This is a genomic window from Bifidobacterium boum (assembly GCF_000741535.1).
Taxonomy (GTDB): domain Bacteria; phylum Actinomycetota; class Actinomycetes; order Actinomycetales; family Bifidobacteriaceae; genus Bifidobacterium; species Bifidobacterium boum.
The window spans coordinates 311,921-330,268 of record NZ_JGYQ01000007.1; the positions used below are offsets into that span (position 1 = coordinate 311,921).

At 60.5% G+C, this 18,348-nt stretch carries 18 protein-coding genes and 2 pseudogenes; 8 read left to right on the plus strand and 12 right to left on the minus strand.

The features are described from left to right. Positions 1–72 precede the first annotated feature (72 nt). A complete protein-coding gene (locus tag BBOU_RS02775; protein ID WP_026502668.1) occupies positions 73–354 on the plus strand; it encodes a DUF6725 family protein in 282 nt (93 codons plus the stop codon). Here BBOU_RS02775 and BBOU_RS02780 read toward each other — a convergent pair. The 9 genes from BBOU_RS02780 to infC form a co-directional block, all read right to left on the minus strand. Further along, positions 344–1,351 carry a prephenate dehydrogenase gene (locus BBOU_RS02780; protein WP_026502669.1) on the minus strand — a complete coding sequence of 336 codons (1,008 nt, stop codon included), beginning with the start codon at positions 1,349–1,351 and terminating at the stop codon, positions 344–346. The two genes, BBOU_RS02775 and BBOU_RS02780, sit on opposite strands and share 11 nt — an antisense overlap. Before the next feature lie 98 nt (positions 1,352–1,449). Further along, on the minus strand, positions 1,450–2,433 hold the full coding sequence (locus tag BBOU_RS02785) for a prephenate dehydratase (RefSeq protein ID WP_026502670.1): 984 nt from the start codon (positions 2,431–2,433) through the stop codon (positions 1,450–1,452). 71 nt (positions 2,434–2,504) lie between these two features. Further along, entirely contained in the window at positions 2,505–3,035 is a 531-nt protein-coding gene (locus BBOU_RS02790; protein ID WP_238551971.1) for an alcohol dehydrogenase, read from the minus strand. A gap of 360 nt (positions 3,036–3,395) precedes the next feature. Continuing rightward, the gene (gene typA, locus BBOU_RS02795) at positions 3,396–5,324 is read right to left on the minus strand and encodes a translational GTPase TypA (protein WP_015450206.1); all 1,929 of its coding nucleotides are present in this window, start codon (positions 5,322–5,324) and stop codon (positions 3,396–3,398) included. A gap of 213 nt (positions 5,325–5,537) precedes the next feature. After that, a complete protein-coding gene (locus BBOU_RS02800; RefSeq protein WP_026502671.1) occupies positions 5,538–6,377 on the minus strand; it encodes a ParA family protein in 840 nt (279 codons plus the stop codon). Between the two features lie 82 nt (positions 6,378–6,459). Beyond that, positions 6,460–7,422, minus strand: a complete 963-nt coding sequence (xerD, locus tag BBOU_RS02805; protein WP_081815484.1) for a site-specific tyrosine recombinase XerD — start codon at positions 7,420–7,422, stop codon at positions 6,460–6,462. A 183-nt stretch (positions 7,423–7,605) separates the two neighbouring features. Next, entirely contained in the window at positions 7,606–7,989 is a 384-nt protein-coding gene (gene rplT / locus BBOU_RS02810) for a 50S ribosomal protein L20 (RefSeq protein ID WP_026502673.1), read from the minus strand. 49 nt (positions 7,990–8,038) lie between these two features. Continuing rightward, a complete protein-coding gene (rpmI, locus tag BBOU_RS02815) occupies positions 8,039–8,233 on the minus strand; it encodes a 50S ribosomal protein L35 (RefSeq protein WP_026502674.1) in 195 nt (64 codons plus the stop codon). Between the two features lie 75 nt (positions 8,234–8,308). After that, positions 8,309–9,019: a translation initiation factor IF-3 gene (gene infC, locus BBOU_RS02820; protein WP_026502675.1), complete on the minus strand. Its 711-nt coding sequence runs from the start codon at positions 9,017–9,019 to the stop codon at positions 8,309–8,311. A 338-nt stretch (positions 9,020–9,357) separates the two neighbouring features. Here infC and BBOU_RS02825 point away from each other — a divergent pair, with 338 nt between their 5' ends. The 3 genes from BBOU_RS02825 (at position 9,358) to ybaK (ending at position 11,902) form a co-directional block, all read left to right on the plus strand. After that, entirely contained in the window at positions 9,358–10,131 is a 774-nt protein-coding gene (locus BBOU_RS02825) for a thiamine diphosphokinase (RefSeq protein ID WP_051616657.1), read from the plus strand. A gap of 109 nt (positions 10,132–10,240) precedes the next feature. After that, on the plus strand, positions 10,241–11,296 hold the full coding sequence (gap, locus tag BBOU_RS02830; RefSeq protein ID WP_015450196.1) for a type I glyceraldehyde-3-phosphate dehydrogenase: 1,056 nt from the start codon (positions 10,241–10,243) through the stop codon (positions 11,294–11,296). Positions 11,297–11,392: 96 nt separating this feature from the next. After that, complete coding sequence (gene ybaK, locus BBOU_RS02835; RefSeq protein ID WP_026502677.1) at positions 11,393–11,902, plus strand: Cys-tRNA(Pro) deacylase; 510 nt, start codon at positions 11,393–11,395, stop codon at positions 11,900–11,902. A gap of 49 nt (positions 11,903–11,951) precedes the next feature. On the opposite strand, the gene BBOU_RS02840 is transcribed toward ybaK, so the two are convergent. Beyond that, entirely contained in the window at positions 11,952–12,956 is a 1,005-nt protein-coding gene (locus BBOU_RS02840; protein WP_033489898.1) for a 4-hydroxy-3-methylbut-2-enyl diphosphate reductase, read from the minus strand. A gap of 256 nt (positions 12,957–13,212) precedes the next feature. Between BBOU_RS02840 and BBOU_RS02845 the strand changes: the two genes are divergently transcribed. Together BBOU_RS02845 and BBOU_RS09655 are read left to right on the plus strand one after the other, a co-directional pair. Further along, positions 13,213–14,154 (plus strand): aldose 1-epimerase family protein, encoded by a 942-nt coding sequence (locus tag BBOU_RS02845; RefSeq protein ID WP_026502679.1) that lies wholly within the window; start codon positions 13,213–13,215, stop codon positions 14,152–14,154. Between the two features lie 81 nt (positions 14,155–14,235). Then, complete coding sequence (locus tag BBOU_RS09655; protein WP_369803150.1) at positions 14,236–14,310, plus strand: 50S ribosomal protein bL37; 75 nt, start codon at positions 14,236–14,238, stop codon at positions 14,308–14,310. A gap of 446 nt (positions 14,311–14,756) precedes the next feature. Here BBOU_RS09655 and BBOU_RS02850 read toward each other — a convergent pair. Together BBOU_RS02850 and BBOU_RS02855 are read right to left on the minus strand one after the other, a co-directional pair. Next, positions 14,757–14,954, minus strand: a pseudogene (locus BBOU_RS02850) (hypothetical protein); the annotation flags it as partial. Between the two features lie 234 nt (positions 14,955–15,188). Next, positions 15,189–15,717: pseudogene (locus tag BBOU_RS02855) on the minus strand (sigma-70 family RNA polymerase sigma factor); the annotation flags it as partial. Positions 15,718–15,885: 168 nt separating this feature from the next. Here BBOU_RS02855 and BBOU_RS02860 point away from each other — a divergent pair. Both BBOU_RS02860 and BBOU_RS02865 read left to right on the plus strand, forming a co-directional pair. Continuing rightward, a complete protein-coding gene (locus BBOU_RS02860; RefSeq protein ID WP_026502680.1) occupies positions 15,886–16,653 on the plus strand; it encodes an exonuclease domain-containing protein in 768 nt (255 codons plus the stop codon). A gap of 129 nt (positions 16,654–16,782) precedes the next feature. Next, on the plus strand, positions 16,783–18,330 hold the full coding sequence (locus BBOU_RS02865; protein ID WP_026502681.1) for a UDP-N-acetylmuramoyl-L-alanyl-D-glutamate--2,6-diaminopimelate ligase: 1,548 nt from the start codon (positions 16,783–16,785) through the stop codon (positions 18,328–18,330). Positions 18,331–18,348: the final 18 nt, after the last annotated feature.

An 18,348-nucleotide genomic window follows, 5' to 3' on the forward strand; every position in this document is an offset into this window, starting at 1 on the left:
CAACCGACACCACGACACCACGAGCAGCGCAACGATACACCGCGGCAAACGTCACGCCGTGAGCAGACCGGCATGTCGGATAAGTCACCGGTTCTTCCCCGAGTCATCCCGCAAGGCGCACGCATCGTGGTGCGAAGAACCGCCGGCATCGACCCGGACACCGGTCGGATGACCTACCGTGATGTCGTCGGCCACGTCCGGCACTGGGACGGAAAAACATTGGAGATGACGCGTGACGCGGCGGCCAACGGGTCACGACCGGCGCAACGGGTCAGCATTGCCGCAGACAGCATCGTACGGCTGAAACCGGTTCCCGAACGCCCGAACAATGGTACGCGTGGCATCACACGCTGACTGCGGGGTGCCGTTCAATCACGGCACGCATATCCCCACGCAACGCGACCAGTTGTTCACCTTGTCGGGCGGATTGAAGCAACTGGCTGCGCCATGATGCCGGCTCCAATGGCATGGTGATGCGCGTGGCGGCGGTATCGTGCACACACGCGGCTTTGTAATCGCGGAACGGCTGGCCGTGGGAGAAGAACGTACCGATGGCTTGCGTATCTCCGTGTTGCAACGCGTCAGCGACCCGGGTGAGCCGGTCGGCCATATGCCGCAGCAGCGTTTGCACGTTCTCGGCGTCCTCATCAACCATCGCCCGCGTACGTTGCGGGTCGGTCAACGCCACGCGCGTCATGTCCCGCCACGATCCGGCGGCGAGTGCGGCGGCGATATTGCGGTCAGGATTATCGGTCAGCTCGTTGATCAGCGCGGTCGCCACAACGTGCGGCATATGGGAGATCAGTGCTGCGGCGCGGTCATGGGTAGTGTCGTCGATGACGATGCACCGGTTGGCGCATCCTTCGGTGATCATCCGGGCTACGGTGAGAAATCGCTGGTAGTCCGTGGACTCGTCAACGGTGATCGCCCACAGCGCGTGGTCGAACAGACCAGGGTCGGACGCTTCGAAGCCGGAATGCTCGGTTCCGGTCATCGGGTGAGCGCCCACATAGCAGTCGCCCAAGCCCGCGGACACCACTTGCTGGCGAACCAATCCTTTCACACTGCCGACATCAGTGAGCGTAGTCGTCCCGCGGTCAATCAGCGGGGCGAGCCGGGACAGCATGTCCGGCATGGCTTTCAGCGGATTGCACAGCACGATGAGTTGGGGGCGGGCGGAGGCAAGCTCGTCAAGCGTGTCCACGCATGTGATACCGTCGCGTCTCGCCTGCTCATACGGGTGGGAACGATGATTCCACGCGATGACATGGGAGCCGTTCGCTGCCAAATGCCGGGCGAGCGAACCGCCGATAAGCCCCAATCCGACAATACCGACCGTCACGCCTGTCATGGTGTGTGTTCCTTCTTCTCGTGTCTGGTTCGTAATACCGTCATAGTTGATGGATTGTGCTGTTCGCCGTTCCCCGGGATGTGCCGTCTTGCCGCCGCTCACCACAGCAGCTCCCTCGCGGCTTCGGGTGTGCCATCCCACGCCGGGGGTATGGTTTCCGCGGTGAAACACACGCCGCCCTGCGGCAGCATCCATTCGTTGACCGGCGGATTCGGCCGTTCCCGGCGCGGGTACACCGCCAAGGTTTTCACCCAATCACCATGTTCAACCACTTCGGTGAGCACGTGGCGGAAATGCGGTTGCCATGGCGCGGCATCCACGGCGGCGACAAAACTGTATGTTCCCGCATGCCCTTTGATCGGGCGGGAAATGAAACTGGTCATGTTGATTCCCGCATCCCGCAGAACATCCAACAGGTTGGCGAGCACGCCTGGGCCGGTGCTCAACGGGATGAACGAAATAATGGTCTCGAATTCAGTGCGACCGTCCGCTTTGGCTTTGGCGATAAGATCCGGCGCGTCATCACGGCGGGCGAGGACGAGGAACTCGGTTCGTGCGCCATGATAATCCTGCACGTCATGTCCCAGCGTGTCCAAATGGTAGAGTTCCCCGCAAATCGAAGGGCCGAGCGCCACCTGACCGTCGCGGACGTCCCGGCATGCGGCGGCGTTCGACGTGGCAGGCATAAGCGAGAGGTGACGCTGCGCGATGAACCGCTGACATTGCGCCAAACCATGCGGATGGGCGGTCGCCTCATGTGGGACGACACCGCGTTCGAGGCTCCCGTTGGGCACAAACGCATCGAATGCGACATCAACACCGACATGCGCGAACCCGACAACATCATCAGCGTCAATCATCATGTCCAGGTTGGGAACAACATAGCCTTCCACGTTGTTTTCCCAAGCGATAACACCCCAGCCATCACCGTCGCGAACATGCGCCATGATCTGGGGAATCGTGGTTTGCGTCACCGGAATAATCTCATTCGACAGACCGGCCAACGCGCGACTGGCCGCCACCGCCGCCTGATGGGTGAAAGAGCCTTGCGGACCGAGATAATACAGGTTGCGCTTGCTCACCTGCGACATCGAAGATCCTCTCGTATCATCGTGTGGCAGCAAGGATGGCTCGCGTTGCGTGGTATCGTCCATCATGCGTCAGCGCCGCCTTTCCTGTGTTTGCCGGCAGCCGGAATGTCAGCGGATTGCCGATCCCGATGCGTTGCCGCCGGCTCGGCATCGTCGTCCACAGTAATCAGGAACATGCGACGCGGCAAGAACAGCATGACGACCTGCACCACAATCATGCCATACAACCAAACCAAACCCACGTGTTCGCTCCAGAACGGGATCGTCGACGGGTCGCCAAAGCCGACCGGCGTCAACGCACCGGAACCGCGAGGCGCAACCGCAAGCCCCCATGCGACCATGGAAGACGCCGCGACATGCACACCCAAGCCAAGCGCCCCTGCCCGCGATCGCGCACACCAGGCGGACAGCACGATTATCAGCAATGCGACAACCAACCCATACGGCATGTTGTGGGATGCGCCCAACCGATGCGCGAGCGTGCCGATGACACCGACCGCCGCCCCTGCGAGCAGGGAAAGCGTCATCCGTATCGGATACGACTGGCGGTGCGACCATGGCAGGTCACGCCCGGAAGCTGGTGAAGAGGTCATATATCCAGTATGCTCCCCCGCCGCGAAAAAATCCCGCACATTCCATACCGCACCACCGCCACTTCTACCGACGCTTACCGGCCCCTCAGTGTCGACAGAAACAGAACCACTGCTTTTACCGACGCTTACAGCTCGCTCAGCGTCGGTAAAAGGTTGAGAACGGACTCTTACGGCAGCGGACGGCGGATTGCGCGTGACGGATTGCGCAGTCAGTCAACCGTGCAAAGTCAGCACGCTGCCAAACCGCGTAACTACTCCACAAAACGACGACGCCGTCTGCACCAGACCAGACTGTGTGCAGACGGCGTCGCATTGTTACATCGTCGTCGCACACCACGTGTGCGACGACGATGCCATGCCTTACTTGGCTGCCGCGTTGTTCTGGCGACGCTGCTTGGCGCGCCACTTGTACCATTCGTCGCGGCTGAGGATGATCTTGCGCACGCGGATGGCTTCCGGCGTCACTTCGACGCATTCGTCCTCGTTCGCGAAGTCCAGCGATTCCTCGAGGCTCATCTTGATCGGCGGGGTGAGCGTTTCGAGCACATCGGCGGTGGATGAACGCATATTGGTCATATGCTTGGCCAGCGTGATGTTCACATCAAGCTCATCCGGCTTGTTGTTGATACCGACGACCTGGCCCTCATAGACCGGGGACTGCGGCTCGACGAAGAACTGGCCGCGGGCCTGCAGACGCTGCATGGCGTACGGGGTGGCGACACCGGCACGATCGGAGACCATGGAACCGTTCTGACGGGTCACGATCTCACCGGCCCACGGAGCATAGCCCGCGGAGATGGAGCTGGCGATGCCCGTACCGCGCGTGGCGGACAGCAGCGCCGTGCGGAAGCCGATCAGACCACGGGACGGCACGGTGAACTCCAGACGCACCCAGCCGGAACCATGGTTGGTCATCGAATCCATACGGCCCTTGCGGTCGGCCAGCAGCTGCGTGACCGTGCCCATATACTCTTCCGGCACGTCAATCGTGGTGTTTTCCATCGGCTCGTTGATCTTGCCGTCGATCATCTTGGTGACCACCTGCGGGCGGCCGACGGTCAGCTCATAGCCTTCACGACGCATCTCCTCGGCGAGGACGGCGAGCGCGAGCTCGCCACGGCCCTGGACCTCCCAAGCGTCCGGGCGGTCGGTCGGCAGCACCTTGATGGACACGTTGCCGATGAGCTCACGGTCGAGACGATCCTTGATCATGCGGGCGGTCAGCTTGTGGTCTTTGCCTTCGCGGCCGGCCAGCGGGGAATCGTTGACGCCGAAGGTCATGGAGATCGCTGGGTCGTCGACATGGATGAGCGGCAGCGGACGCGGGTCGTTCGGGTCGACGATGGTTTCGCCGATCATGATGTCGCTCACGCCTGCGACGGCGACGATGTCGCCGGGGCCTGCGGATTCCACCGGGATGCGGTCCAGGCCCTGCGTGCGCAGGAGTTCGGAGACGCGGAAGTTCTCAATCGAGCCGTCCACACGGGACAGGCCGTAGGTCTTGCCCTTTTCAAGCAGGCCGTTGTAGACACGCACGAGGCCGAGACGGCCGAGGAAGTCGGAAGAATCGATATTGGCGACATGCGCCTGCAGCGGAGCACCCTCCTCGTACTGCGGGGCGGGAATGTTGGCGATGATCGATTCGAACAGCGGTTCGAGATTGTCGTTGTCCGGCAGGGCGCCGTCGGCCGGCTGGTCGGCGGAGGCGTAGCCGACCTTCGCAGCACAGTAAATCACCGGCAGGTCAAGCAGCGAGTCAAGGTCAAGGTCAACGCCTTCTTCCATGACATCCTGTGCCAAGCCGAGCAACAGATCGGTGGATTCGCTGACGACTTCGGAGATACGGGCGTCGGGACGGTCGGTCTTGTTGATGCACAGGATGACCGGCAGCTTCGCCTCAAGAGCCTTGCGCAGCACGAAACGAGTTTGCGGCAGCGGGCCTTCGGATGCGTCGACGAGCAGCACCACGCCGTCAACCATCGAGATGCCGCGCTCGACTTCGCCGCCGAAATCGGCGTGGCCAGGGGTATCGATCACGTTGATGGTGATGCCGTCCGGTTCACCGTACTTCGCCGCGAGCGGGCCGGTGTACTTGACCGCCGTGTTCTTGGCGAGAATGGTGATGCCCTTCTCACGTTCCAGATCGTTGGAATCCATGACACGATCAGGAACTTCCTCACGTTCGTTGAACACGTGGGACTGTTGGAGCATGGCGTTAACCAGGGTGGTCTTGCCGTGATCGACGTGCGCTACGATTGCCACATTACGGATATCACCGCGAACTGCCATCAATTACCTCTCTTAATTGCATGATTTGTCTACGTACATTCTCGGATGCGGGACTCACCCACCTACCGCTTACACATAAACCGTCACAAGATTACCGGCGTGCCACGACAGGTCAATAGCCGTGGCATGCCGCCCATGACGGGGACGCCGGCACCATCAGTCGCGTCATCTTCCCCCGGTATGCGGCACTTGCCGCATCGTCGCGTTCGACGCTCAGGCGACCACTCCCCGGACAACCATCTCACGCGCAACCTCACGATACTCTTGTGCGGTTTTATGGTTCGGCGCGTATATGGTGATCGGAGCAGCTGCGACCGTCGCATCAGGCAGTTTGATGGACCGGGAAATCACCGTGTGGAACACCTTGTCCCCGAACGCCTCGTAGATGCGTTGCAACACTTCTTCGGAATGCAGGGTGCGCGTGTACATGGTGACCAGCACGCCATCGACTTCCAGATTCGGGTTGATACGTGACTGGACTTTCTCAATGGACTGCATAAGCAAAGCCACACCGCGTAAGGCGAAGAATTCGGCGGCGACCGGGATCATCACGCCGTCAGCCGCGGTCAGCGCGTTGACGGTCAGCAAGCCGAGGGATGGCTGGCAGTCGATAATGATCAGGTCATACTCGTTGCGGACTTTGCGCAGCACGCTGGCGAGAATCTGCTCGCGACCGACTTCGGTGACCAGCTGGACTTCTGCCGCGGACAAGTCGATATTCGCGGGCATCACGTCAAGATTGTCGAAATCCGTATGCTGGATGATGTCGTGCGGGTCGATGGAAGGATCGAACAACGCCGTATAAATCGTATTCTCCACCGCGTTGGCGTTGATGCCAAGTCCGACCGTTGCCGCACCTTGCGGGTCGAAATCGACGATCAGTACACGCCGACCATACTGGCTGAGCGCTCCGGCGATATTGATGGAGCTGGTGGTTTTGCCGACGCCACCCTTTTGGTTGCACATCGCGATGACCCTCGCCGGTCCGTGCTCTTGGCGCGGTTGTGGCGCAGGGAACGTCTCATACTCTCGTCCCAGTAAATCCGTAGGCATACCGTTCACTGTACCAAGCGGCGTATCCACCCTGTCGGGGGACGGCCAAAATCGTTGTGGCGAAGCGGCTGCATTCGCCCTGTCAGCGTGCTCGTGGATGCGCGGTCAGATAGGTTTCGATCAGTGTTTCCGGCGCGATATGCGTGTAAATCTGCGTGGTCGTGACCGAAGCGTGTCCAAGCAGCTCCTGCACGGTTCGCACGTCGGCGCCGCCTTGAATCAGGTGGGTCGCGAAGGAGTGTCTCAACGTATGCGGGTGCAACGGTGTAGCCAGATGCGCCCGCTCCCCCGCGATACGCACCGCTTCCCAAGCGCTTTGCCGCGACAGACGCTTGCCGCGACGGTTGAGGAACACCGCACGCAGTTCAGGCTGTTTGGCTTTGCTCGCCAACACCGGACGACCGACTGTCTGATAGCGTTCCAGCGCTTCGCACGCATAACTGCCAATCGGGACGAGACGCTGTTTCGAACCTTTGCCGGTAAGCTTGACCAAGTGGTCGTTGACGTCAATATCGGCGAAATCCACCCCCACCGCCTCCGAAATGCGGGCTCCGGTGGCGTACAGGAATTCGAGCAGCGCTTTGTCACGCAGGACGACCGGATCGTCGCTGCCACCCATCGCCGCGACATCCAGCAGGGTGGCGACTTCGTCGATGGTCAACACGTCTGGCAGATGCGACGCGTTTTTTGGCGCGCGGATATTGGCGGAAACGTCGTCACTGACCGCTCCACGGGAAAGCGCGAACCGATGGAATTCGTGGATGCTGGCGAGATGCCTTCTGCGGCTGGCGACGCTCTGGCCTTGTTCGGCAAGCGATTCGGCGTACGCTTGGACATCCTGCGGACGGACTTGGTTCAGTGAGCGGATGCCATGCTGTTCCAGCCACGTGAGGTAGCGTTCCAAATCAGAACGGTACGCTTCGACGGTAGCGTCGGCAAGGCCACGTTCCACGGCGATGTGCCCCATGAACGCCGACAGCTGTTCGCGTGTCGATGACTCTGCCGGTGTTCCTGGCGCTGTTCGCGTGTGCAATTGTTCGTTCATGCTCCCATCATCACCTTTGCCTGTGTCATATGCGACAGGTCCCGCGTTCTGCAGTACTCGCCATCGTGCCGTCATGGAATCCCCATACGTTCGGGTACAGTAATGCCCCGGCTTCAAACGGAAGTCGGGGCATTGCAACATGGTTCATGACGTGTACGCCATAGAACCGAAATGCTGATTGGCTCAGGCGGCGACCGGAGCGTTCACGTCAGCCGGCAGTGCAGCCTTGGCGGCGTCAACGATGGTCTTGAAGGTCTCCGGATCGGAGACAGCGAGCTCGGCGAGAGCACGACGGTCAAGTTCGATGCCGGCGAGCTTCAGGCCCTGGATGAAGCGATTGTAGGTGATGCCCTCAGCACGGACAGCAGCGTTGATGCGCTGGATCCACAGCTTGCGGAAGTCACCCTTGCGTGCCTTGCGGTCACGGTAGTTGTAGGTAAAGGAGTGAAGCAGCTGCTCCTTGGCCTTACGGTACAGACGGGAGCGCTGGCCGCGATAGCCGGAAGCCCTCTCGAGAACGACGCGACGCTTCTTGTGGGCGTTGACTGCGCGCTTGACACGTGCCATAGTTATTTCCTCAGCTTTCTATTCGTCTAATAACTCAACGGGCTACGGTTCAGCGACCGAGCAGACCGCGCATCTTCTTTGCCTGCGACGTGGCCAGCACCTCGTCAGCGGACAGGTGACGGCGCGTCTTGGCCGACTTGTGCTCGAGGTTGTGGCGCATACCGGTGCCGGCGTGCATGAGCTTGCCCGAGCCAGTGACACGGACGCGCTTGGAAGCGGCGGAATTGGTTTTCATCTTCGGCATTGCTGCCCTCCTTGTGATTATCTATCACATCGTGTTGGATAGCGTGGGCGAATGGGCTCGGCCCATCCGACACATTCATTTGGCCGACTTGGACGGCTTGTCTTCCTTCTGTTCGACGGAGGCGACAGCCTCTTTGGCAGCTTGCGCCGCCTTGGCCTTCGACTCCTGCTTGGCCGCGAGACGCGCCGCCTGACGCGCCTGACGCTCCGCACGCGATTCGGCACCGCGACGGCGCTGCTCGGACTGCGTGTGCACCTTCTTGCCCTTGGGCGCAATCGTCATGATGATGTTGCGGCCCTCCTGCTTCGGCGCGGATTCCACCGTACCGTAGTCCTGCACTTCATCGGCAAGCTTTTCAAGAAGCTCGACACCGCCGATCGGACGGGACTGTTCGCGGCCACGCAGCATGATGGTGACCTTGACCTTGTCGCCGCCCTCAAGGAAGCGGATGACATGGCCTTTCTTCACCTCGAAGTCGTGGGCGTCAATCTTGAGACGGAAACGGATCTCCTTGATTTCGGCAGTGCTCTGATTGCGGCGCGCTTCACGAGCCTTGATCTTCTCGTTGTACTTGTACTTGCCGTAATCGATGAGCTTGGCTACCGGAGGCTTCGCGTTCGGTGCCACCTCGACGAGATCGAGGTTCGCTTCCTTCGCCAAGTTCAACGCGACCGTCGTCGCGATAACGCCGACCTGCTCGCCGTTCGGGCCGATCAGACGCACTTGGGAGACGCGAATCTCGTCGTTAATGCGTGGTTCGTCGCTAATGATGACTCCAATCCTCATATTTCCTTCAGCGGATCGCCCCGAAACCGTTCGCAGTGAGTTCATGGAAGACTTCAAGGACATAACACGGCGCGCGGCCGCCAGTCCATCAATCAGCGTGTCTCAAGCACGCTCAGGTCTTGCCTTGAACCCGAAACCACGACAGGTCTCCAGGTGGGGTTGTTACCCGCTTTCTTGATTTCTCAAGCCGGTGCAAAAGTTTAGCACACGGCCGGACCAAATCGCGCAGCGTGTCGTATTCAGCGCCGGCTGGCGAGTGCCGTCACCGCATGGCGAGCCATCACGCGCAACGGATACCTCACTATACTGGTGGCCAAACATGCGGAAGGGAGCCGGACATGGAATCCAAGCAGCAACCGGATACTGCGAGGCGTGTGGGTACGACATGCGTCGTATTCGCGGCGGGAACCTACTTCGACACGCCTCTTTCGATTCCCGGAGACGCTTTCGTCGTCGCCGCGGACGGCGGGCTCGACCATGCGCGCGAACTCGGCATCCATGCCGACGCGGTCATCGGCGACTTCGACTCAATCGCCGGCCCCATCCCCGAACAATCCGGGACCATCCGTCTGCCGGAAGAAAAAGACGACCCCGACCTGCTCTCCGCACTCAAAGTCGGATGGTCACAAGGTGCGAGGACGTTCTACATCTATGGTGCACTCGGCGGTCGGGTCGACCATTCCATCGCCAATATCCAGATTCTCGCCCGGCTCGCGGCGCACGGCGGCATCGGCTACCTGTTCGGCGACGGCACGGTCGTCACTGCGATAGCCGACGGGTCGCTCAGCTTCCCCGCGGACGCCGCCACACGCGGGGCGGGCCGCATGGTGTCGGTGTTCTCACACAGCGACCGCTCCACGAATGTCACCGAGCAGGGACTCAAATACCAGCTCGACCATGCGACCATGCTCAACACCACGATTCAGGGCGTGAGCAACGAATTCCTCACCGCCACGCCGGCGTTCATCAGCGTCGGCTCCGGCACACTCGTCGTCACGTTCCCGATTGAAGCCGGATTGCCGCGTGTCGAACGTCACCACGCGTTCACCGGAGACTTGGGCACCTTAAGCACCGCCGTATCCGCCGCGCTTGCGACACCGCGGCAACACTAGCGTTCGTACACCGCGAGCATTACAGTGGATATCGTTGGTAAACAATGGCCGAGGCGTACGCCCGCTTATGCCCGCGCGCGCCAAAGCCTGATCCCTAAGGGAGATATACATGACAGTTAAGATTGGTATCAACGGCTTCGGCCGTATCGGTCGTCTTGCGTTCCGCCGCATCTTCGAGCTGCAGGCTCGTGGTGGTCAGGCCGGTGACATCGAGGTCGCAGCCATCAACGATCTGACGACCCCGTCCATGCTGGCTTACCTGCTGAAGTACGACAGCACCCACGGCACCTTCCGTCATGACGATGGCACCCCGGTCGAGGTCACCTCCACCGATCACTCCATCATCGTGGACGGCAAGGAATACACCGTGTACGCCGAGAAGGACGCCAACAACATCCCGTGGGTCAAGAACGACGGTGTTGAGTACGTGCTCGAGTGCACCGGCTTCTACACTTCCGCTGAGAAGTCCCAGGCACACATCAACGCTGGCGCCAAGAAGGTCCTGATCTCCGCTCCGGCCAAGGACGAGACCACCCCGACCGTCGTGTTCGGCGTGAACCATGAGATCCTGAAGCCGACCGACACCATCGTGTCCGCCGGTTCCTGCACCACCAACTCCATGGCCGCCATGGTCAAGCTGCTGAACGACAAGTTCGGCATCAAGGCCGGCTTCATGACCACCATCCATGCCTACACCGGCACCCAGATGCTGCTCGACGGCCCGCGCTTCCCGAAGGCCCGCAACAACCGCGCCGCTGCGATCAACACGATTCCGCATTCCACCGGTGCCGCGAAGGCCATCGGCAAGGTCGTCCCGGAGGTCAACGGCAAGCTCCAGGGCCACGCCCAGCGCATCCAAGTCCCGGACGGCTCCGTCACCGAGCTGACCACCGTCCTCGAGAAGGCCGCCACCGTTGACGAGATCAACGAAGCCTTCAAGGAAGCCTTCTCCAACACCGATTACTACGGCTACAACGCTGACGGCATCGTGTCCTCCGATATCATCGGCGACACCCACGGTGGCGTGTTCGACCCGACGCAGACCGACGTCAACACCGTTGACGGTCTGACGCTGGCTCGTACCGTCTCTTGGTACGACAACGAGTACGGCTTCACCTCCAACATGATCCGTACCCTGCTGTACTTCGCTGAGCTCAACAAGTGAGCCTAGCCTAGCGTTCCAGCGCTGAAAACCCCTCGGAAGCGATTCCGAGGGGTTTTCTTATGCCGCCCGTCAACCGGTGGTGCAAGCATGTGGGGCATGGGCAAGAAGAAACACAACGACAAGGGTATGGGCTCGACCCCGGCGACCCTGCAGCTCGAACGCGCCGGCGTGGAGTTCAAACTGTACGAATACGATCATTCCAACGACCACATGGACGAGGGCTACGGCGTAGAAGCAGCCGAAAAACTCGGGCTCAACCCCAAGCAGGTGTTCAAAACGCTCATGGCCGACACCGGCAAGGAGCGTGTGATCGGCGTCGTCCCGGTCAGCGGCCATATGGATTTGAAAGCCCTGGCGGCAGCGGTCGGCGCGAAGAAAGCGACGATGGCTGACCCGAAAGTCGCGATGCGTGAAAGCGGGTATGTGGTCGGCGGCATCTCCCCGCTCGGCCAACGTACGCGACACAAAACCGTTCTGGATGACAGTGCTCTCCAGTTCGACGAAATCCTCGTCTCCGGCGGCAAACGCGGCCTGAGCGTCGGTGTCAATCCACGCGATCTGGTCGCCGTATTGGATGCGACGACCGCACCAATCGGCACATGGTGAGCGGTTTCAAACCGCGAGCCGTTTCAAACCGCATAGGCGTCCACGCGTCTCAGTCAGCGGCTTTTCCCGCTTCTCCACGTTTGCGTAGCGTCGCGGGAAGCACGAAATGCATGTTTTCCTTGATGGTTTCGACGTACGAGACATCGGTGAACCCGAGCGGACGCAATGCTTCCACAACACCATCGACCAGCGTGTCTGGCACTGAAGCGCCGGAGGAAATGCCGACGGTCTGCACGCCATCGAACCATGCCGGATCCAACTCCGCAGCATCATCCACCCGGTGGGCGCGGCCGCACTCCCCCAACGCTTCCTGGGCAACTTCCATAAGCCGCACCGAATTCGATGAATTCGCCGATCCGACAATCACCACACATTGCGCCCGCTGTGCAACCGTCTTGACTGCGGTCTGCCGGTTCTGCGTCGCATAGCAGATATCGGAGCTCGGCGGCTCCTCAATCCAGTCGAACCGCTGCTTGAGCGCCGCCACCACGCCCGCGGTCTCATCGACACTCAACGTGGTCTGTGTGAGCAGCACCAACTTCTGCCCAGGCTGGAAATCAAGATCCGCGACATCACGTTCATGTTCAATCAGATGAACATGCTCCGGCGACTCCCCCACCACGCCGACCGCCTCATCATGCCCACGATGACCGATATAGATGATTTCGTACCCCTCGCGGACAAAACGCGACACTTCACGATGGACTTTGCTCACCAGCGGGCAGGTCGCATCGACGATGAACATGCCGCGCCGTTTGGCTTCCGCCTGCACCTGCGGCGATACGCCATGCGCTGAAAACACCACCGGGACGCCGGCAGCGACCGCATCGTCCGGAATTTCGGAAAGCTCCTCGACGAACACCGCGCCCTGGGCGGCAAGATCATCGACCACATGCCGGTTGTGCACAATCTGACGGCGCACATACACCGGCGGCAAGCCGTTCTGAGGTCTTGCGGATTTCAGGATGGTCTGCACGGTGGCGATCGCACGGTCGACCCCAGCGCAGAATCCCCTCGGATCAGCCAGAATAATGTGCTTGCCGTCGCCGTCCATACCGCTCCTGTCTGTCAATGTGTTGTACGCCTTCTCCGGGCACCATTCATCGTAATGCCGGCTGCCATGCCGCAAGCGGTTTCGGCGAGCCCCACGCAGTTCGTGCACAACACGCCGCCCGTGACCATATTGCGTGCCGTGCGACGTGTGGCATACAGCACTATGCGCCCATCGCGATAGCATGGAATCAACAAACCGCGCTGGTGCGGGCGCGAAGCCGCATCAGCGCCCACTTTCAGCGGACAGGAGTCAGGGCATGTTCCCACCAAGGACAGGACAGCAATATCATCTCGTATTCGGCAGGTACGCCGCCACCGTAACCGAGCAAGGCGCAGCGTTGCGCAACCTCACCCTCGACGGCAAGAACATCATCGTGCCGTTCGAGGAAGACGATATTCCCAATTGTTGCCGCGGACAGCTGCTCATCCCCTTCCCCAACCGCATCGAAGACGGCGAATACGAATTCGAAGGCGCCAAGTATGTGCTGCCGATCGATGAGCATGAGCGGCATAACGCGATTCACGGATACGGCTACCGCGCGTATTGGACGCGGCTCGCGTGCACGGACAACAGCGTCAGTTTGCAATGGCGCGCCCCCGCATTGGAGGGGTATCCGTTCGACGTGATCGTCACAGCGGATTACCGGCTGGACGAGCATGGCATGGCTTTGACGCTCAGCGCGCTGAACAATGGTTCAACCGACGCTCCCTGGGCGGCAGCCATGCATCCGTGGCTCGCCAACGGGCAGCACAGCACCGGCGACGCGATTGAGCACGACAATGCCGCATGCCGTTTGCGCGTGCCGGCGGACACCCACGTCATCGCCGACGATAGGCTGCTGCCGCGCGGAACGGAACCTGTGGACGGCACCATCTACGATTTGCGCGACAATCCGACGCTGGAGGAACGGCCCTTCGACGACGCGTGGACGGGACTGCGACATGATGCCGACGGCAACGCATCCGCGGTCTTCACTCGTCCGGATGGCATGGTGATCACCGTCACCGGCGGACCGACCATCACCTCGTTCCAGGTGTGCACGGGAACCGGTTTCCCCGAAGCGATCCGCCCGCAAGGCGTCGCCGTGGAACCGCAGACCGCGTACGCGAATGCGTTCCGCAGCGGGAAGGATCTCATCGTCATCAAGCCGGGTGAGACGAGCGTGACGAGCATCCGTATCTCGGCGGAGCAACGCTGACCGGGGACTATCGATTTGTAAACGTCTCGCCGATGTGCGATAATCCCGTAGGCTTACCAATCTTTAGCAAAGGAGTCCATTATGGGTATGCGTGGACGCAAGCGCAAGGCACGTCGCAAAAAAGCCGCTAATCACGGCAAAAGGCCAAATGCCTGAGTTGCGCTGACGAATGTCGCGACACGCCGGTTTCACGGTGACGGCATTCGCAACATCGCGTTGCAGCGACAGCTGTACGAAACCCCGCGGACGATGACAATCATCGCACGCGGGGTTTTCTTTACCTTCAAACCGATACAGGAACAACAACACCGCCAGCCCTCTCACCGCCGGCGGGTATCCGCTCGGGAACACGTACCGGCGGACACCGGTACATCGATGCCGGCTGCCTGACCGGCTGTTTTCCGGTACGCCGGTCAGCGCACGTCAGGATATGCGGGGAACGTCCAACCGCTGGGAAATGACAGGTCCGCAACCGTCACGACTTCCGTACCTGGCACGCGGACACGACGCACCACTACGGCGCCGCCCGTCTGGTGCGCGGCATCCGGACGCTGAGCACTGTCACCAGCCGGAATATCAGTATGCGTCTCCCCGTGCTCGCATTCCTCTTCACGGCAGCAAGCGTCGAGCGTGCGATGCAACCGCTCAAACAGGCATTCGGGGGCCGTCTGTGGACGCAGGTATGCACGCATCATGGCGATCAGTGCACGCTCCTGGGCGTCGCAGCAGGAATCCGGGTTAAAACATTCATGGTCATCATGCGGCATGGAATGGTGATGCTGCCCGTCAGGCGCCTCCATACTCGTGATATGCACGTCGGTGCGGGTTACGCCTTCACGCGTATGCCGGGTGATGGAGATATGGCTATGATGCTCGTACGTGTCCATGCCGACTCCTTCCGCGCAACACCGACGGCCGCTTCTTCTCACAGATGACGTTTCTCATTATGACCCGTTCTCACGGATTGCGATGCCCTCAATGAGAAGAATTCGCAACCGGCGAAGACGAGGCGCCTCGCGTGTCGGCCCGTTTATCCCCGCTGACATACCCACGCTCTTTCGCATACGAGGCCAATTCCTGTTTGAGTTGGGTGCGCGCACGGTTGAGCCGGCTCATCACCGTACCGATTTTCACACCCTGCTCGTCAGCCACCTGCTGGTAGGATTTGCCGTCAATCGCAGCGTCAATGAACACTTGCCGACGTTCAGGACTGAGCTTGTCCAGCGCCGCCATGATTTCTTCGGGAGCGTACGCGTCAAGATACTGCTGTTCGGCTGACTCCAACCCTTGCGAAGCATGTTCGGAGGCGGAGTAAATATCCCAGTCGTCATATTCCCCGGTGGCGTCGTTCGCACGCTGTGGACGACGTTTCGCTTTCGCATACTGGTTGAAATACGAGTTACGTTCGATGGTGGTCATCCACGCTTCGAAATTGCTGCCGGGTTTGAAACTGTCAAACGCTTTGAACCCCCGTTCAAAGGTGTCTTGGACCAGATCCTGCGCGTCATCGGGATTATTGGTCAGTTTCATTGCCTGACGGTAGAGCACGTTCACCGCGGGCATGGCGAGCTTTTCGAAGCGCTTGCGCTTCTCTTCCGTTGTTTCGTTCAGCTCGTTGCTCACCCCACTATTCTATGACGTGTCATACACGGCGTTTCGTATCCGGCGATGACGGCGAGCCGCGACGTCCGGCGGGAGGCATTGTCGGTTTCACAGCGCACAATACTCCTTATGACCATGACTTTTGACGCACTGATCGCGGCATTGGAACAAGCGCCGCATCAATCCGAGGACACGCAGCTCGGTTCATCGTGGCTGCTCGGTTTCGACACCGAAACCACTGGGGTTGCGGCTGGGCGGGACGCCATCGTGTCCGCAACGCTGGTGTTGCGCGACCCGCAACGCGGCCATGACGGCGATGCGGAAGCCGAGTGGGTAATCAACCCGCACAGGCGGATGAATCCGAGGGCGAGCGCGGTCAACGGCTTCACTGATGAGTACCTTGCCGAACACGGTATGGAGCCGACGGACGCCATCGACCAGATTGCACGGGCAATTGCCGCGGCCCAGGACAAGCATATCCCGCTGCTGGCGTATAACGCTCCCTTCGATGTTCATATGCTCGCCGGCGATTTGGAGCGTTGGCAGCTTCCCCAAGTCAGTGAACGGATGGAGGCGGCATCATCATCCGGTTTGCTAGTCGTCGACCCGCTCGTCATCGATCGCGCGGTATCCAAACGTCATGGCAAGCGCACACTGACCTTGACCACAGAATATTACGGCGTTGTTCCCACCGGCGATTTCCACAACGCTACAGCCGATACCGTCGCGGCGGTAGATCTGATCAAGCCGATGAGCACCCTGTACCCTCAAGTGGGGCATCTGACCATGGGCGAGCTCATGGAGTGGCAGCGTCAGGCGCATGACACGTGGCAGACATCGTTCAACCAGTGGCTGGAAAGCCGCGGCCGCGCGCCGTTGCACGACCGATGGCTGTAAATCCACGCCCGTATGCAGGCGTGTGCCGGCGGCATGGCAGAACATCCGGCACACGCCTGCACGGAACCGACACAGCCCAGCGTCTACAATGAGGGCGGGCAGACGGGGAACGACAAGAAAGGTTCGCTCATGGCTTTGACTCTGGCTTCGGCCGCACACCTGCTGCAGGAGCATCATCTGCTGCACGAGATCATCCGCGGTGACCGCTGGACGTTGAACGCCGGCGAATTCAAGGGGGCGAACACTGCATTCTCTGCGGTCACCTATGACACGCGCAAGGTCGACCAGGGCACGCTGCTGTTCTGCAAAGGCGCATTCCGCCCGGAATTCCTTGACGGGATTGATGCGCGCGGACTGGCGGCTTACGTGTCCGAAACCGAATTCCACGACCGCACCGCCGCCCCCGGACTCATCGTTTCCGATGTACGCAAGGCCATGAGCCTGCTGTCCGCGGCATTCTACGGCCGTCCGCAGGAGCAGCTGACCGTCATCGGCATCACCGGCACCAAAGGAAAAACCACGACCGCGTACTTCACTCACGCCGTGCTCAACGCCATCAGCGGTGGCAAGGCAGCGCTGTTCTCATCCGTCGACAACTGCGTGGACGGTCACACGTATGTCGAATCCGATTTGACTACGCCGGAATCGCTCGATGCGTTCCGCATGATGAGCGAAGCCGTGGAACATGGCATGCGCTACCTGGTCATGGAGGTTTCTTCGCAGGCTTATAAAGTGAATCGCGTATACGGCCTGACCTTCGATGTGGGAGCGTTCCTGAACATCTCCCCCGACCATATCAGCCCCATCGAGCACCCGACATTCGAAGATTACCTGTGGTGCAAGCGGCAGATCGTCGACAACTGCCGAACCCTCGTGCTCGGCGTGGACGCGGACCACGCCGACCTGATCAGACAGCAGGCAGAACGCGATAACCGGAAGGTGATCACCTTCGCGCTGCATGACACGGCTGCACACGCCACACCGGCGGATGTGACGGCAAGTCCCGTCGATGCCGGACATACGCGCTACCGGATTGAGACGGATGGTGCCGACTTGGGTACGTTCTCACTGGCGCTCGACGGTGATTTCAACTATGCGAACGCCGCCGCGGCTGTCGCAATCATCCACGCTTTGGGGCTTAACGCATCACCGCAAGCACTGCACGCGATGGAGCGCGTGACAATCGCCGGGCGCATGGAACGTTTCGAAAACCCGTCAACGAATACCATCGCCATCGTCGACTACGCGCATAACGGGATTTCCGTGACGGCGTTGCTTGATTACGTCAATGAGCGTTTCGGCGAGCGCCACCCGAATATCACCCTGATCACCGGTTCCGCGGGCAACAAGGCATACGATCGACGTAAGGAAATCGTCGAAGCCGCCCAGCACCGCATCAGCAGGTTCATCTTCACCGAGGATGACACCAATACGGAACCCACGGAGGATATCTGCAAGCAGATGGCGGGCTACGTTACCAATCCGCAGGTCGAGTCCGACATCATCCTTGACCGCGCGCAGGCCATCGAAGATGCTGCGACAGCCGCGAAAAGCCATCCGGAGCGTCTCGACGTCATCCTCGCCATCGGCAAGGGCAATGAACGCTGGATCAAGCGACTGAACCGGCATACCCCGTATGAGGGCGATAACGCGATACTCGCCCGCATGCTGGGATGATTACGTCTCAACTGGAAT

Excerpts from the sequence above, each read along its gene's own strand:
- BBOU_RS02860 (WP_026502680.1), top strand. The coding sequence starts at position 15,886 with ATGACCATGACTTTTGACGCACTGATCGCGGCATTGGAACAAGCGCCG.
- infC (WP_026502675.1), bottom strand. The coding sequence starts at position 9,019 with ATGAGGATTGGAGTCATCATTAGCGACGAACCACGCATTAACGACGAG.
- ybaK (WP_026502677.1), top strand. The coding sequence starts at position 11,393 with ATGGGCAAGAAGAAACACAACGACAAGGGTATGGGCTCGACCCCGGCG.
- rplT (WP_026502673.1), bottom strand. The coding sequence starts at position 7,989 with ATGGCACGTGTCAAGCGCGCAGTCAACGCCCACAAGAAGCGTCGCGTC.
- BBOU_RS02845 (WP_026502679.1), top strand. The coding sequence starts at position 13,213 with ATGTTCCCACCAAGGACAGGACAGCAATATCATCTCGTATTCGGCAGG.
- gap (WP_015450196.1), top strand. The coding sequence starts at position 10,241 with ATGACAGTTAAGATTGGTATCAACGGCTTCGGCCGTATCGGTCGTCTT.
- typA (WP_015450206.1), bottom strand. The coding sequence starts at position 5,324 with ATGGCAGTTCGCGGTGATATCCGTAATGTGGCAATCGTAGCGCACGTC.
- BBOU_RS02780 (WP_026502669.1), bottom strand. The coding sequence starts at position 1,351 with ATGACAGGCGTGACGGTCGGTATTGTCGGATTGGGGCTTATCGGCGGT.
- BBOU_RS02775 (WP_026502668.1), top strand. The coding sequence starts at position 73 with ATGTCGGATAAGTCACCGGTTCTTCCCCGAGTCATCCCGCAAGGCGCA.
- rpmI (WP_026502674.1), bottom strand. The coding sequence starts at position 8,233 with ATGCCGAAGATGAAAACCAATTCCGCCGCTTCCAAGCGCGTCCGTGTC.
- BBOU_RS02865 (WP_026502681.1), top strand. The coding sequence starts at position 16,783 with ATGGCTTTGACTCTGGCTTCGGCCGCACACCTGCTGCAGGAGCATCAT.
- BBOU_RS02800 (WP_026502671.1), bottom strand. The coding sequence starts at position 6,377 with ATGCCTACGGATTTACTGGGACGAGAGTATGAGACGTTCCCTGCGCCA.
- BBOU_RS02840 (WP_033489898.1), bottom strand. The coding sequence starts at position 12,956 with ATGGACGGCGACGGCAAGCACATTATTCTGGCTGATCCGAGGGGATTC.
- BBOU_RS02825 (WP_051616657.1), top strand. The coding sequence starts at position 9,358 with ATGGAATCCAAGCAGCAACCGGATACTGCGAGGCGTGTGGGTACGACA.
- xerD (WP_081815484.1), bottom strand. The coding sequence starts at position 7,422 with ATGAACGAACAATTGCACACGCGAACAGCGCCAGGAACACCGGCAGAG.
- BBOU_RS02790 (WP_238551971.1), bottom strand. The coding sequence starts at position 3,035 with ATGACCTCTTCACCAGCTTCCGGGCGTGACCTGCCATGGTCGCACCGC.